The 16,117-nt window shown below is 50.6% G+C and carries 9 protein-coding genes; all 9 read right to left on the bottom strand.

The window, feature by feature from the left end:
- Nucleotides 1-54: 54 nt before the first annotated feature.
- The 9 genes from ACKKE8_RS22700 to ACKKE8_RS22740 are packed head-to-tail and all read right to left on the bottom strand — an operon-like array spanning nucleotide 55 to nucleotide 16,089.
- Nucleotides 55-1,692, bottom strand: a complete 1,638-nt coding sequence (locus ACKKE8_RS22700; protein ID WP_409175003.1) for a hypothetical protein — start codon at nucleotides 1,690-1,692, stop codon at nucleotides 55-57.
- Nucleotides 1,693-1,728: 36 nt separating this feature from the next.
- Entirely contained in the window at nucleotides 1,729-3,837 is a 2,109-nt protein-coding gene (locus ACKKE8_RS22705) for a phage tail protein (RefSeq protein ID WP_409175004.1), read from the bottom strand.
- Between the two features lie 24 nt (nucleotides 3,838-3,861).
- Nucleotides 3,862-6,105: a putative baseplate assembly protein gene (locus ACKKE8_RS22710; RefSeq protein WP_409175005.1), complete on the bottom strand. Its 2,244-nt coding sequence runs from the start codon at nucleotides 6,103-6,105 to the stop codon at nucleotides 3,862-3,864.
- 17 nt (nucleotides 6,106-6,122) lie between these two features.
- Nucleotides 6,123-9,197, bottom strand: a complete 3,075-nt coding sequence (locus ACKKE8_RS22715; protein WP_409175006.1) for a putative baseplate assembly protein — start codon at nucleotides 9,195-9,197, stop codon at nucleotides 6,123-6,125.
- A 48-nt stretch (nucleotides 9,198-9,245) separates the two neighbouring features.
- On the bottom strand, nucleotides 9,246-9,647 hold the full coding sequence (locus tag ACKKE8_RS22720; protein ID WP_409175007.1) for a GPW/gp25 family protein: 402 nt from the start codon (nucleotides 9,645-9,647) through the stop codon (nucleotides 9,246-9,248).
- Between the two features lie 16 nt (nucleotides 9,648-9,663).
- Nucleotides 9,664-10,389 (bottom strand): phage baseplate assembly protein V, encoded by a 726-nt coding sequence (locus ACKKE8_RS22725; protein ID WP_409175008.1) that lies wholly within the window; start codon nucleotides 10,387-10,389, stop codon nucleotides 9,664-9,666.
- The gene (locus ACKKE8_RS22730) at nucleotides 10,386-11,501 is read right to left on the bottom strand and encodes a phage late control D family protein (RefSeq protein ID WP_409175009.1); all 1,116 of its coding nucleotides are present in this window, start codon (nucleotides 11,499-11,501) and stop codon (nucleotides 10,386-10,388) included. Before ACKKE8_RS22730 ends, ACKKE8_RS22725 begins: the two co-directional genes overlap by 4 nt.
- A 7-nt stretch (nucleotides 11,502-11,508) precedes the next feature.
- On the bottom strand, nucleotides 11,509-12,144 hold the full coding sequence (locus tag ACKKE8_RS22735; protein ID WP_409175010.1) for a peptidoglycan-binding protein: 636 nt from the start codon (nucleotides 12,142-12,144) through the stop codon (nucleotides 11,509-11,511).
- Between the two features lie 57 nt (nucleotides 12,145-12,201).
- Complete coding sequence (locus ACKKE8_RS22740) at nucleotides 12,202-16,089, bottom strand: hypothetical protein (RefSeq protein WP_409175011.1); 3,888 nt, start codon at nucleotides 16,087-16,089, stop codon at nucleotides 12,202-12,204.
- Nucleotides 16,090-16,117: the final 28 nt, after the last annotated feature.

A 16,117-nucleotide genomic window follows, 5' to 3' on the forward strand; every position in this document is an offset into this window, starting at 1 on the left:
ATATGTACTTACATTAAGAAAGTGTAGCATAAATACAGAATGAAGCAAACCTCGCTACTCTTGTGAATCTTGATGCGCCACGTCCTCTGTCCCAGCTGCCAGCGGTTTGATCGCCCACCACCTGATCCTTGCCCGATCTGTCTGGACAGGTCCCTTCACCTGGACGCCGATCCGAAACGTTCCTTTTTGCGGATAAACGATGACCCCTACAGCAAAATGCGCTGCATCTGTCGCATACTCCGAATCATCAAAAACACTGCTATGCCCGTACATCACTTGCTCATGTTGGGAAAGCAACTCATCGATCACATCTGCATGAAAATCCTCGATACCTGCACTGACATACACGTTTCCTTTTCCGAGGGAGTGCTTGATCTCTTCAGAAAAATATCGATTGCCGACCTTGACTCCAAATGGCCAGTTGGACGAGTACGGCTCAATCGGTATTTCTACCACGCCAGTAGCTACTTGTTCATTTGCTTTTCCGGGCCGGGGCAGTCCGAGCTCAAACTGGTAGACAGACGCCAGATTATCGTAGCTCACGTCGAACTGCGGCTTATCGCCTGCCGGAATTTCTTTTACACGCGTGGTCACGCGAAAAGAATCCGCATGGGCCCCTTGCTCGACTCGCTTTCCCTGCGGCGCACGCAACGCAAGCTTTTGCAAAAGCGCTGGTGTATACACGTACTCACCAAATGGCACAGGAACGACCTTCTCAATCACATAAGTCGCATTCATTTGCAGCAAGCATACTTTTGCCAAATAAAGAAAAGGCTGTTCGTTCGCATGTGTCACCTGATCCAGCTTGCGACTGTAGTAATCGGACACGAGCCGCTCTACCAGATCGTCTGGCGTGATTTCGATTTTTCCTACAGAAACGAGATCGGTATACACCAAGCGATCGCCGAGTCGAACCTCTGCCTTGCCACCCAGCACTCCTAGCTCCACCGTTCCACGATCCCAGCCAGCCTTGATCGGAATGGAGACGACATAATCCGTCTCTTTCGCGTCAACAGACTCTAGGAAGGATACACTACCGTCACTGCTCTCCAAGACTGTCAGCCCTGGTGCATCCAGCTTGTATTGGAATTGCACGCGTGAGGTTTGTACCGTCTTCTCAATGTGCAACTGTAATGAAAATACTTCCCCCGGATTGACGTATCGTGGAGTCGCCTGCCAGATGCGCACCTGTGGATCTGCATATAGTAGCACTCTTTGCTCTACCAGTTGCACCCCTTCGATGGAAGCAGGATGTGGTGCCTCCTCTTTGATAAAAAGCCGATATCCTTCTGCCACTCGGTTGTATTCAGCCATTTCCTGTTCGACGGTTTCAGAGACGGAGAAGACCTGTTCTTTGCCTTTTTCATCATAAGCCAAGCAGACGTACACATTTTTCGCGTAATCGTTGTTGCTAAAGCCTTCCATCATGGACAGCTTCAGCTTCACAGGTTCGGGAAGCACGATTTCCCTCCCGAGATAATCGAGAGCGACTCCAGCCTCGATCGAAATCTGCTTTTCGTCCACAGCGATTACCTGCAAACCGCATACCACTCCACCCCCGTGAAGCAACCGATTGGTGAGCCGACGTTTGTCATTGAAATAGCGCTGTTCTGATTCGAAATCTCTGACGGTCAACAGCTTTCCTTTGAAATACACATTCCGTTCATGTGGAAAATAACGCAGATTCTTCATCTCGAACACCTCACTTTGCGTAAAAATCTTGGCTTCTTACTCCAGCTCTGCATCCAGGCCAATCCTCGTGTCATAATCGATTTGTCTGCTGCGGTCCTTCCCGCTTAGCACCGTGTTGTATGGCATGGATAAATTTTGATCAAGCGTAAGGAACGACGGCTCCGTCAAATACGAATTAATCCCCACGTAGCTATGGAGGTCGGCGTAAATGCCGGGGCGCAGAACGATGAGCTTCGCCTCTGTAAAAGCAGGCTTTTGATCTTCCAAAATCTTTTGCAGAACCGACTGCTCCCGCTCTGTTTTCGCGCATTCCTGCGAAACGATCAGGCAAAATTGGTACGGATGATCCATGTACAAGGAAGAGATCAACCCGTGCAGCTCCGGGATCGCTTTCATGTCCCTGATTTGAAAATACTCCACGATCATCGGGCGCTCCCCGGTATACAGCTCCACCATCTTTTCCAATCCCGTACGAGTGCCCCGCTCTGCGTACAGCTGTGGCGCACGACGAATCAGCTCTCGGCGTTGTGCCTCTGTCCAATGCTCTTCCCTGCCCATCCCTAACCAGGAAGCGAGCCAAGGGACGAACTCACCAGGTGTCGTATCAGGATCGAACAAACGTGAGATGGTATCAATCTGTTCCTCCAGCTCCAAGTAAAACGTCCCGAAAAGGGAGAGGAAGCGCTCCAAAAAATCAGCACTGGCAGGTTCACTTTGATAAGTCGCTGGCAGGTAGCGCAAAAATGTGTCGCGCGGCGAGTAAATCCGCATTTGCCTGAGCAACGGGGAGTGACAGTCAGTACCGAGCCATTCAATTTTGAGCCATAAATAGCGGCCTTTTGCTGAAGGAATCAACGCATCTGAGGCGTTGATTACCGGCTCCGACCATAAATTGGCCGTCCTTTGCAGCTTGGTTTTCCAGTCCATGTCGGGTGCCAACAAAAAATCATCCAGATTGTGTACGGCTCCATGAATCACATGCTCTTTTCGATCTGAAGAAAACGTCGAGATGAGTAATTGCGTTTCTTCCGGTATGTCTGCATCCAACGTGAATTTATGCCACACCGTTTCAAATTCCGCGCTATCCAATGCACGAGAGAAGTAGATGCCCATCGGTATTCCGGTCGCATCCAGGTTGGACGTCCGCGAGACGAGCCTCAACATGGTCAGAACATTTTTCTGCGCGTCCCAAACATACAAACGTTGCTGATTGTCAAAAACGAGCTTGTCTGCTCGTCCTTGGTAGTTGGTTAATGGCGCAAGTGCTTCTCCCGTTGGTTGAAAACGCAAAATGAATCGAGTATGATCATGAGCTGAATCGATGGAACGACTATCACCCACGTAAAGAATGGGACCTGGACCCACTGCGAATCCCGCGGGCTTGGTGCCTGACGGGATTGCCAGGGTGCACACATCGTAGCCTTCCGAAGAGAACCGAAACACTTGATTCGTCTGTGCCCAGAATAGATAGGCAATGCCCGATTCGACAACGGACAGGCGAAACAACCTCCTACGCCTGATCTCTCGAAGGGTAGCTGTCTCTGTTACTTTCAATTCCGCATGCGCGTATGTAGCGTCTATCTTACCTGCCCGATTCAGCCGAAGGACGACGATTTGTGTTCCCGCCGCGATTTCCTTCCGTTCGTTGTCTCGATCTACGACCACAGGTGTCGTGATGTAAAGGCGTCCTTCTTCATCCAGCCCTGCATCCAAAGGAAAAAGCTGCTGTCCCTCCCCATCTTCCCAGCTCCAAACGCACTGGCCGTTGGCTATGGAATACGCTCCGACTTTTCTCTTCGCTTCGGGGTCGATAATGTACACGTATTCATCGTCAGCGACGAGAAACGAGTCTTTGGAAAACAACCCGCGTCCAGCGCGAAACACCGTCTCCTTGAAGTTGTTGCTGTCATCGTAATGCGTGATATGGCCGCTCTCATCCAGCCAAAGCAACGAACCAACGCGTGCAATGGCAAAATCCAGGAGTCGAGAGTGATGTGTCGTCTCAGCCTGATGCACATGATCGATCACATATTCGAGCGATTTGTTCAACGCGATCCCCTCGTTGGAGACGTGAAGGTTATACCAGGCCCCCCGCTGCCAATCGGACGGATTGTTCAGGGAAAAGAAACGATTCATTGTATCCATGCCCACTCCTCCGTTTGTTCCCGTCTATCTTTCTCTATCCACAACGAGCTCCAGAACATGCTCTCCTGAGTACACCAGCGCATGGAGCGGAATCTGAATATCTCCCCCTTCATCCCTGACGATGCCTGTACCCTCTGCAGAAACCCACAAATCCGTCACGTACAGCACACCCTCGATCTGGTTTAACACCTCGTAGAGATCGCTTTTATAAACAGGCCGACCAAATTCCCATCCTTTTCCTTGATGAGTCGAAGAATCTTGGACATTCAATGGCGTCAAATACCGCTTCAGTGCCTGTAGCACGATTTGCTTTTTGTCTGCAAACGCAGGCTCCATCACGATTGTCGCGAAAACGGTCACCTTGATATAGGCCGGAGCAACCACATGGACTTCTGTCGTCAGCAGCCTTCGCTGTTCCAATTGGTGGCGAACGGTCCGCAGGAAGCCTTCACTTGGCTGTGGTGTCGGCTGGTCGCTGAACGGGACGATGACGACGGTCATTTGAGCGGCTGCGTTTTTCTCGGATGCTCCCATTTGCCCTACTTTATACAGGGGGATTGCCTTCGCGCGGGCCACTCGCAATCCGGGTGTCGAGAGCGCGATGGCCTCATAATCTTCTGCTGTAACGGCCCGCTGCGGTTTTTTCCACTCCATTCTCATCCTGCTTTTGGCTTGATCGATCGTTTCGCGCTCGCTTCCCCCACTGGCTGGACGGGGATTCGTCACCTGCGCAGTGGTTCGCTGCCGGGCTAGCGGCAGGAATCTGTTAATTTGGCCTCCCTGCACATTCCCCTTCGCACCTTGGCCTGTCTGACAAGATATGATCCGAATGCCCGCCATGCCTTCCAGCCTTTCGGGAATGGCTCCGTGCTCATTGTTGCCAAACACAATTTCTGCCCCGTCCGAATCATTCAACATAAAATGGCGGTCCTGTGGTCCCGATCGGTCAAAATCAGTGACCAGCGACCAGTCTTCCCAAGCGGGAAACGGACTGCCTTCGACCTGACGCGCCACCTGAATGACAAACGTTTCTGGCAAGATCGATTGGATATTCAGCCGAAACACTTGATGTGGCAATCCACTGCTTTCTCCAATCAATCGCTGCCCAGCAAAGTCACCCCGATAGGCAATAACCCGAATATTTTTGCGGCCCTCAGGCATTGCACTCCCAAACCGAATCATCGTTGCTCCCTGTTCTGAGTCGCGTGAGACGCGATACGAAAATACACCTGTATCCACTTGGTCTGGCTCATCTTGATCCCATCCACTTTGCCAATGACGCCCCTTTTTGCATTGAACCTCTACTGTGCCTTCATACGATAGCGAGCTTGCAAGGACGATCGTCTGATCCGCTTGCCCCGTTCCATCGAACTCCCATACTTGACTGAAGGTTTCCATTTGGATGGCACTCACGGTGTTCAGCTCGATTTTTTCCATGCGAGGAGCCAGTTCGAATCGACCTGCACGCAATGTCGCACAGAGCCAAAATCGAGGCCGATCATTGGCGGGATAAAGCATGAGCGGCTTCATTGCCCCTTCTAGCTCGATCAGGACTCGTCCCGAAAAGGAGAGATTCATCGTTTCATCCAAGACTCGTGGCAACGGACTCCATCCCATTTCTTGCGTACGTTCGTTCTGTCCATAGTACTCCCACTCAAGAGTGGTCGATGGAACGAAAAGCGTTGTGGGCGTAAGCGGGACGATTGGGACAGGATAGTCCTCAAACAGGCGCAATCCGATGGAGACTGCCTTCTCCACTGGCAACGGCCGATCAAAGCCTAAGTAAATCTTGTTCCCTATCTTTGGTTCCTGGCCGAATGCGTAGTAGGAAACACCGTTATGCGCATTGGATGAACTCACATCCGCCGTCCCGCTTTCTGTATGAACCAGAACACGCTCCAGGGTGGCCGGTACCAGAACAAGCGAATGTTCCGTCTCGAAAGGAAGATTCCCCGCGAACAATCTCGTCTTCTCCGGAAGAATCGCTTCTTCTGACACGTCGAAAAACGTAACATCAGTCGTCGCACATGACTGGTTCAGTGGGTGTACACCCATGAGCTGCAAAAATTTGCGTTCGTTCTTTTCCGTTATCCGGTTGAGATAGTATTGCTGCATTTCCATCAACCACGCGAACATTTCCAAAAGCGTAATGCCCGGATCGTGATGACGGTGATCACCCCACTCTGGCTGAAGCTTGGGGATCGCGTTTTTTGCTTGTTCTACGATCTCTTCAAAGTAGCGATCATCCAGATTCTTGGATGGAAGCATAGCGTACACTTCCTTTTTCAATGTTTGGGTGGGAAGAAAGCCTGGCCTTCGTGAACGCGGACGCTGATTCGATGCGCGCCCTCTGTGACGATCCCATGGACGATCGTTTCGTATTCAGAAGCGAGTATTTCCTTTCGTTGCCCATTTTCCGTTCGAAATACAGCCAAGGTCAGATGATCGACAAAGCGGACGCCCTTTACGGATTTCAACAAGGCAAACAAGAGCGACGGGTGCACACGTTGTCCTATCTCCCAGCCCCCACCGTGCAGATTTCCCGATATCGGGTCAAGGAATCGTTCGAGCTTGCCGAGTGTCTCCAGCTCCACCCCAACGATTTCCTCCAAAGACCCCACTGCCAGCTCTGCTGTCACCGCAATTTCCAAGTAGACTGGCTCCATGACATGAATCCGCTCGGGGGAGGCTACCGTCGCTGCCGCATGTGTAAGCAAGGAGTTCGTGACACAACGCCGAAGCTCCAGAAATTGTGTTCCGAAGCATCCCGCTGCGGGCAATACGATCACAGTGACATGCCCTGCTTCTCTTTGCAGGCGGCCGTTCCGATTCGGCAAACACTTCACCTTGGCTATCCCCGGATGCGCTTCACGGACGAGCCATTCGAAATCTTCAGCCGTCACCGCTCGATAGCGATGCTTGATGGTTTGAGGACCTCGCTGCAAGGCTTCCGACAGCATTTCCCGATCACTTCCCCCAATCGCAGGCACCGGATTGCTGACGGCTTGGACAAACGGAATCGATTGTTCCAGTTGATTCAATTGCCCAGCAGGAAGATTCCCTGCTGTTCCCCCTCCGACCTTATACGTCACCCTCACAGAACCGAGCCCGGTTTGTGGAATCTCCCTACCGTGTCGACCATCGCCAAACAAAATTTTTCCGGTAGCGCTCTCCAAGCAGTAATGGCGATCATCCGGGCCAGAATCGTGCAGATGCTCTACTCGCTTCCACAGAACCCAGCATTTCTGCTCGTTTCCTTCAGAATCATAGAGAAGTTCCACCCGATTTTCTGGATGTTCCAGCCAGCTCTTTCGTTCACTCGGCAAAAAGAAGCCTGTTTCATCTACCCATACCTCTTCGCCCATGACGGGATAGCGGATGAGTCTGTACTCGGCTTGTTGCCCCTCTGCTATCCGCTCTGCCATTTCATTGCGAATCGTCTCCTGTTGAATGGCTCGTATCGTATTCGGATAAAAGCCGCTTAGCACGGGATAGCGTGCATCCGAAGCGCCCCCTCCCAGACGATTGTCTACGTTGACGGCGCGAATCCAATAACGCTCTCGCTCAAACATTTTGCTTTTTTCCATATCAAAAGGACCAGCGAAACGGACGGTACCACTTTCCGTAAAACCAGCGGTCTGATCAATCGTCTGCAGCTTGGCCCAAGACGTTGTTCCTGTTTCTTTGCGCTTGTATTCCCATTGCACAACCGGAGCAGGCCCTGGGGATTCTTCCATCGGCAGGAAAGAAAAGTAGAAAGAGAGCGGCCCTTGTAATGGCGGCTGCTCAAATCCGAAGTAGACAGCAGGATGCACGCATTCGGACGGCAAAAACGGCTGGAAGCTAGCCTGATGATTGCCTGTACCGACAGGTTGCTGCCAATCCAAATCGTTCTGTGTGAGAATCGCTTCCGGCTCATGCAGCGACTCCTGGTACGAGTAGGTCAGGCGCATGTCTTCCAGCCACGGGGCCATGTATACAGGATTCGGGCCATATAAGCCTTCCACCTGAAGGATTCGCACACGGATCCAAAACCCATGCTGTGATTGGACGGTTGTCGGCTGCAAATCATCTGGACACGTAAAGGCAACCACAACCTCCTTATCCGAATCGGTGCCAGCAAACAGCTTCTCACGATCCTCTCCTGACAGGAGCACCATCCATCCGCTGCCATTCCAGTATTCCCATACCACCTTGCTGACCGTGACGGGTGTCGTCGCAGGAGGGTCAAAGGACGATTCCTTCATGATCCATTTCCATTTCGGTTCCGGTTGTGACAGATGCGTAGCGGGATAAGCCTCCGTCTTCATCCGAAAACGAAGGGAAACAGTACTACCAGGCTTCGTCAACGCCTCCTCACAGGACAAAAAAAACATGCCATACGGTGCAAGCTGCTCGCCAAATGCAAGGCAGCCACTCCCGGAAACCTGCACATCATTGGAAAAAAGCATGTCGGGTGCAAGACCCTCCGGATCATCTGTTGGCAAATAATCCGTCTTCAGCTGGATTTGGGTCAGAGAAAGGCTCCCGCCATTTTTCATCCACTCATGAATCATGCCTGGTTTCACTCTGCAACGGAGCCAACGATTTTCGATTCCTTGCACTTCACTAGACTCCCATTTTTTTCGCTGCTTTTTTTCCAAGCGTAGCTGATTTTGATCAGCCTCGACTTTATCGAACAAAATCCATTCTCCCTCTGACACATACGTCCACTCGACCAGCTCTGGATTCGCCAGCTTCTCTGTCAGCAAGGATTCCAGGTAGCGTTCCTGATTGGAAACCATCGTGAGCTGGATCGAAGCACGATCTCCTAAACAAAACAAGTACTCATGCCCCACATACCAGCAATGCTCCTGATCATTAGGTAAAGCCTTGCAGTCCAAGAGAGAGAGCGGTGCATTTGTTCCAAGCCAACTCGTTGCATCAGTTAAAAAGTCTCGACTGCCATTGGAAAACAACAGATCTGTCGGGAGAGAGGGGGTAGCCAGCATAGGCTGCTCTGTTTCGAAAACCACTTCATCGCCAAGGACAGACTTACCCGTAACTTTTGTGCCCGCCGGAATCCACACTGGCTTTTGCACACCTGTACTCAATTCAAATGTCAAAAAGGTTTCTGCCGGTCTAGCCTGAGCCATTCCGACACCGAGCATATTGAGAAAAGCGATAAAATTTCGCTCAGGTACTTGATTCAAACGCTCACGATTATTCATCAGCATGTCTGCGAAAAGGAGAAATAAAGCCGTACCCGCATCAGGATCTTCTGGAGTGAATCGCCACTCTGGGGTGTAGAATGGCACCATTTCGCGCATTTTTCGGATGACTGCCTGCATGTCCCGTGAATCGACCAAAGGTGGCTTCACATTACCCACCTCCCTTCCTTTTTTCTTCATACGACTGTGACTCTTCTGCTATCCGTGTGGACCAAGACGGTGGACAGGATACAACAGCTGATAGCCTTTGTTTGTGGCACGTACCGTATAGCTGATCGTAACGTTCACCGTTTCGGAATGAGTCTTGTCGACCTTGGCCTCCACCTGCACATCTCGTACACGCGGTTCCCAGATCATGATCGCTTCTGCGATGTCCGACTGGAGCAACGCCATGCTCGTTCCGTCCGTGCCATCAAACATGAAGCCTTGCAATCCACTCCCGAATTTCGGTCGCATCACACGCTCTCCCTTTGCGGTAGAAAGAATGATGCGAATCGCTTCTGCGATATCATCCTCGTAGTCGGACAAACGAATACGGCCTGTAGCCTGATCCACCTGAATAGGGAACTTCCATCCTTTTTCACCGAATGGCTGCTGCATGGCATCCTCCCATGAATTAATTCAATTTGATCACCGAACCGTTGACGGCAACAATTCCGTCAGATTTGATGTTCAGGGATGCTCCCGCTTTAATCGACATGGCTCCCTGCGCCTCCAGATTCAGCTGGGTGGACTTGATTGTCAGCGATGTGTCTGACTGAATGGTCACTTGCCCTTTTGCATTCAACGTAATCGTACTTGAACCGCTCTTCACCGTAACTTCGCCCGTGCTGCCGCCCTTGATGGAGATTTGGTTGTTTCCGCTGCTCTCCCTAAGCACAATACTTTCATCCTTGTCCGACAGCTCCACCTGTTGTCCTTTTTTCGTGGCAATCGTGATCTTCCCGTCATTCGGATCATCACCAAAAATCACTTCGTGGCCTGCACGGGTCGTGATTTTTCGGATGTTGTTTTTCTCCGCCATTTCCGGGCCTTTGTTTTCCTGATTCCAAAGCATCCCGATCACAAATGGCTCGCGTACATCTCCCCAGTGAAACGCGACCAACACCTCGTCGCCTACCTCCGGAATGAATAAGCTGCCGCGATCTTTTCCTGCAAAAAGCGTGGCAATTCGCACCCAATCTGTCTCCCGCTCGTTATCTACCAGAGGCAGCTTCAGTTTCACTCGCGAGAGCTTTTCCGGGTCTTCGTTGTTCGTCACAATGCCGACAATGACACCGTGGATTTTTGCCCGTTCGTCTTCTGTGATTTCATCCTGGTAGAACCAATGATCAAAGCTCATATCGTATTTCCCTTCACTTGAAACGTCGTGACATAGCCAGATGCCACATCGATGGTGTGTGTGACAGATGTGATGTAATAAGGCTGACTCAGCTTTTTCCCCATGCCCTCTAGCATGATATAGCGGCCAGCACGAATTTCTGGCAAACCGACTGCCTCACAGTTGCCGTCGAGAAGATTCATGGCGAGTTGATTCAAGCGTGCCTTGGCTACCGCTTTTATTTCCTCAGGTGAGTCCAGTTTTTTCGTAGACTCGTATTTATCAAAATAATCACCGATTGCTTTCAGCAAATCAGCGCTTGTCTTCGAATTGGTCCCGAGCTTCCCGATATCAGTGCTCGTTGCTTTTGCTTCCTGGAGCACCGTTGATTTGTCCTTGTCTACCCATCGCACTGTATAAGAGGAAGCTTGGGAAGCAATGTTGACATCGACGGAAAAGCTGCGCAAGGAAACTCCCCAGATCAAGGTGAGGACCGGCGTCATGTTGCTCAGTGGCTTACGGAAATACAAGTTCTTCCCGACGATAAAAAAATCGTAGTTACAAATTTTTGCAAGACGATTTAAAAATTGAAAGTCAGTCTCGGACACCGTCTTTGTAATGGTCTCGATAGTCTGAACCGTATCATCCACATGCGTCGACAAGCCGTATTTTTGTCCCAGCTCTTTCACGACATCGCTGTATTTCTTTTTATTCCAGGAGGTAGACTTGTTATCGACCATAAGCAGGAACGATTTGTCCATCCCTTTTACCGTAATGGTTGGCGTCTCCTCGCATGCAAACGAAACGGCTGTAATATGCCCGTAAAAGAGACTGGAAAGCTCGGTTCCGTAGCCCAGCTGGATTTCGATTTCGTTGCCAGGAACCAAATAGTCATCTACCCAGCGAAATTCCCACGCTGCCGTATCAAAAGCATTGGTTACCGAAAACGAGAACGTATCTGCTTTGCCTTCCAAGCTGGAGTTGATCGTTGCTTTGGTAATGGCGACGCCTACCTGGCTAATCAGCTTTTTTCCTCCAACGAGTATTTCCAAAGCTGGGGAATGAAAGTTGTTGTACGTTTGGCGTAGGTCATCGAAGGAATGGCGGTCTGTCGTCAATTTTAATTCGCTCATTCCTTCGTCACCTCACAAGTGGCACATGCAGGGTAGTAGCCGGTTTTAGAAGTCTTGGATTGTCGATCCGATTGGCGTTCGCAATGTTTCGCCATTTCGATGCATCACTGTACGAGCGATACGCCATCAAGTACAGCTGGTCTCCTTGGTTGACCGTTTGTTGTGCGACCTTTTCCCTTGCAACCCCGATATCGTCCGCGGACTTTTTCACGCTCGTGCCTTTAAAGGTGACGCCCAACGTGGCTCGTACTGGTGTCCCTTGGTCGAGAAACATCGTAAACCGCTGCGAAACCTTTTCGACAACCCCGGTGAATTGAAAGCTGTCCCAGACGAATTTACAGATCGGCGGTGTACTGATTTTCTTTTCTACGGCCATCAGTCCCAGCACCTGATTCGTGAAGGCACGCACATCCACTCCAGCCTCGTATGTATCAAAAAACAAGTCGACCGATAATGTCTCGATATCACCGCTCGTGAACATCCCGACTGGTACCGATTGCCCCAATATCTTTTGCCAAGAGTAGTTATTGGAAGCATCTACCTTGTATTCCGAGGGGTTAAAGAGAACGGAAATACTCTCCTTGAAGTCTCCTTGCCCGTTGCGATCCACTAAAATTTTTGCCTTTTTCTCCTGACCCATCATTGGCATTTGCCTCTCTTTACCGAAGAAATAGTCGTCTGTGAATGCGGCGAATCCTGTCTATAGACCTCGTCGCTGCCGCTCTTGAGTGAGGCGCTTGTCCAGCTCCTTCATCATTTTATCCATCAATCGATCCACCTCTTGTGGGGATAACGACGTCTGATTGCCTGCCCTCTCTTGCACGTGTAGATCGACTTGTCGTTGGAGTGGCAGTGTTGTCGTCTGCTGCACGGCGGTTTCTTGAGGCTGAATGCTTTTTCGCAGGTACTCCATGGACGGCGGCGACTGAACGGTAGTAGCAGGGCTTGCATGGCTGTCTTCTGTGCGTAACCCTCGCCGATGGATATGGGTTGCGTTTTCGGACAGGGAGCGCTGCTCGGATTCTCCGGGCGTTCTTTGAGCTTGTTGCAAAGCTTGCAGGAGTGGTGGCTGCTTCGCCATTGGTGATGTTGACGTCAGGTTGAATAGCCCTGGTCTTTGCAGAGGCGTGAGCCTAGCGTCTCGAACCTTGACCTCTTGTGTCTTTTCACTCGTTAGCTGTTTGATCGTCTGCGTCTTCTGGTTGACCGTCAGAATCTGCTCATGGTTGTTTTGTTGAAAACGGCTGCGGCGACTAAGCTGTCTGGAATGCAATCTATCCCAGACAAGATCAATGGATTTTTCTCTCACGAATGGAACGGAGCTGATTGGATGGCGGCGAGATAATGGCTCCAAGCTGTTGACTCGACCTTTTCGTAGTAGTGGCTCTGTTGCACGTCTGCTTCCACTCTCATGCATGAAACTGTCAGGCACCCCTACGCTTTGACCATGCACAAGGCTAGGGAGTGGCCCCCATTGTTTCTGAATAACCATTTGTGCATCGTGACGATTGAGAGCAGTCGAGAGTGAATGATGGTTTTGGACATATGTTTCCGTCCGGAAATCAGTCTGGATAGCCTTTCTGATTTGCTCCATGACTTGAAGGACTTGAAGGACTTGAAGATAGGCGCGAGCACGTAGGGCAACGGAGTTTGTCCACAAGCTGGCTGTCTGCTGCAAGAAGTAGGAGTGGCGGCTTTCACGGGATTGATGGCTTTCTCGTAATGGATTGCCTTCGCCCTTGCGAGACCTTGGGTGATCATTCGATTGCTTTTCACTGCTCGGGGGAGCTTTCCCACTGGTGCTTGCTGAGCCTACCTTTGCAATCCCGGTCATCGCTTCCAGCTTCGCGCTTTTTTGCAAGAGGATCGTAAGTCCTAATTCCGCACTCCATCCAGCAGCTATCCGTCGCAATGAGTTCCTGACAGAAACGTCCTCTTTGATAGAAAACGACTTCGCAGACGTGTTTCCCCCAAGTCCAATCCACTCTGTGGCACGAAGCATTGCAGAACCCAAACGGTTCAACATGTGGAAAACGGCTTCCCGATTATGAAGATGAGTATGCACAAATGCTCGACTTGTACTCCGTTCATTTTTTAGGAAGACGGTGTGCCGTATTGGTTTGTGCTCATGCTCATGTGCCATCGAGATCGTCGCTTTTCGTCCCGGTAGGCTGAATTTTTCTTGATTCTTGGAGAAAGCGACATCTGCCAGCTTATTTTTCATACCCTGAAACGACAGTAGCAGACGCACCGTCTCGTATGACAGCTGATAAACGTGCCTATCTTGCAAGAAAGGCATTCTTGGCTGGAAAAATGATTGGGAGATGCCTTCGATATGATTCGAAACTGCATGATTACTGAGGGATGTACTCTCTTTGGTCAGAACATTAAGCAAGGGAATCAACCATCTACTAGGCGTGCTTGCCGCAGGATGCAGAGATTGCTTCTCCCGCTCATACAGAAGGTTCCTTGGCGCATGAGTGCTAGTAGCAAGGAGCTCTCTTGCTCTGAGTTGTTTTTCAGCCATCTGTTGAGCTTGCACCCACGCCATCACAGACTTCCTGTTCGTCTCCTGATGGGTAGAACTGACGATACGGTTCTGTAACGTCTGCCAGCGTTGGCGATTCGTATGGAAGATAGGCCCGAAGCGATTCGACACAAACCGAGAAGTGCTAGCTGCTCTACCAGCTGGCTCACGCTCGATTTCGTTAAGCGTTTCAAGATATTCCTTGATCCAAGGCTGGTTCAACCATCCTCGTTTTTCAAAGAAAACAGGAGCATTGGTGGACTGGAAGCTCTTTATCCAATATGCAGCGATCGACTTCCTGACAACTGACTGCGAGAGAAGTGGAACTGTTCTGGAAAGCCCTTGCACGGGGTGCAAAACGTGTAACGTCATACCCGTCCACCACTCATGCTGTAGCATGTCAAGCTGCTGATACGAAGCACGGGAGACAGCCGGGATCATACTCGTTTTGCCATAATGGGTTTGCTCATAGCTTGATCGCAAGCGAATGGACTGCTCTCTGACTCTCTCGTTCAACCTGGCTTCCTGCAATATCAGTTGTTGAAGTAACGCGTATGTCCGCTGATTCCTTGTTGCGATGGATTCGAAAGGAAAGAGTTGCAACGGGTGAAATGTAATGCTATTCGGCTGTTGTTCCCGCCCGCTCTCTATCTGCTTCAAGCTCTCTCGAGAACCAAGCACTGCTAGCCCACGTTCGCTTTCTGCCTTCGAAAACTGTTGAGCCAAATGGAACAGCTGTTTGAACCGTTCCCTTACAGCTTGCTGTTCGGTCCGACCAGCATCAGCTCGATGAAGCATGCTAGGCAATAGGGACGTGAACATCTTCGAAAGCTCATTGCTCTGAAATATCTTCAGTGCCAATGGGCTAGAAAAAACTTCAGACAGCGTTTCAAGCATCCACTCGCTTTTAGCTTGCGGGTGTTGACTGCTTCTCGGAAAAACAATCGGCTGTAAAACACGTAGACGTGGATGCACAGTCATCGTCCCTGGCAGCCATGTTGCTCGACTTTTCTGCCAGTACAGACTCAGGTTTTCCCACCAGCGCCACCAAAGTTCAGTCTGCTGGGAAGCTACAGACCCACGTGTACTTTCACTTTCATGAACGATTAGCCTAGAGATATCTTTGCCGTCAATTCCAGCTCTCTCTGTCCACACCGAGCGATTCAAGAAAGCGCTCGCAGCCCGTCCTTCTACTCTTTTTAGCAAAACAGGAAAAGACCACGTCCCAATCCTTGATTCCATCCCTCTACCGATCAACTGCAAAAAATTGCGAACCCCAAACCCTTCGAACCGGCCTGCTTCAGAACGCGTCGCTCTGACACGTGAAATCGAAATCGCATCTACTCTTGTCGCTGATTCGAGCCGTATCCGCTCACGTGCATTTTGCATGCTCTTGAGTCCACCAAGCTCACCCATTCGCGCCGTGTGTACCAAAAATTCCGGCGAAACATAGGGAGTCTCAGGCGTCCAAAATCTTTCACGTACGGTTTCCTTTCTGTCTGAAACAATTGCTTTCAAAAGAGGCCACGCAAAATCGACCGTGTTTTTCTGCTCTATGAACCGCCCCAGCGGCAGCCATTTTTCAAGTGCCGAAGACTGAACATAGCTGGACCAGCGATATCTATCTCTTTCATTTGAGACAATCGTGATCCGAGGCAGGTAAACCTTCTCGATTAATTTGGATGACTCCCACTTCCGAAAAAGCTCATGGATCAAAGTAGCTGGTCGTACTTTTCGTCCTGATCCCGATGCTTGCGTTATCACTACCCGTTCTCTTGGCCCTAGTAAGCCAGCCTGTCCGTTCGGCAACATTTCTCGATTCAATCCGAGGTAGGAGTCCACTTGTACTTGCATGCGTACATGAATGAAGGTTTGATGAAAGTGGTTTTCCTGCCCTCCGATACTCGGCGAAAAATCACGATGGATCAAAGCAAGGTAGCCGGGATCGCGACCTTCCCCGTGCCGATACTTCTGCATGATGCTCTGTGCAAAGCCTTGGCTGGACGCCCTTGGCAGCAGTGATGGACGACGCGAAGGTGGGAGCGCCTTGATCGTTATCATCGTTTCTTTTGCTCCTTGCAGACGGGAT

This window comes from Brevibacillus fortis, from assembly GCF_046196545.1.
Lineage (GTDB): Bacteria > Bacillota > Bacilli > Brevibacillales > Brevibacillaceae > Brevibacillus > Brevibacillus fortis_A.

Coding starts and splice junctions, on each gene's coding strand:
- ACKKE8_RS22700 (WP_409175003.1), bottom strand. CDS start 1,692: ATGAAGAATCTGCGTTATTTTCCACATGAACGGAATGTGTATTTCAAA.
- ACKKE8_RS22705 (WP_409175004.1), bottom strand. CDS start 3,837: ATGGATACAATGAATCGTTTCTTTTCCCTGAACAATCCGTCCGATTGG.
- ACKKE8_RS22710 (WP_409175005.1), bottom strand. CDS start 6,105: ATGCTTCCATCCAAGAATCTGGATGATCGCTACTTTGAAGAGATCGTA.
- ACKKE8_RS22720 (WP_409175007.1), bottom strand. CDS start 9,647: ATGCAGCAGCCATTCGGTGAAAAAGGATGGAAGTTCCCTATTCAGGTG.
- ACKKE8_RS22725 (WP_409175008.1), bottom strand. CDS start 10,389: ATGAGCTTTGATCATTGGTTCTACCAGGATGAAATCACAGAAGACGAA.
- ACKKE8_RS22730 (WP_409175009.1), bottom strand. CDS start 11,501: ATGAGCGAATTAAAATTGACGACAGACCGCCATTCCTTCGATGACCTA.
- ACKKE8_RS22735 (WP_409175010.1), bottom strand. CDS start 12,144: ATGATGGGTCAGGAGAAAAAGGCAAAAATTTTAGTGGATCGCAACGGG.
- ACKKE8_RS22740 (WP_409175011.1), bottom strand. CDS start 16,089: ATGATAACGATCAAGGCGCTCCCACCTTCGCGTCGTCCATCACTGCTG.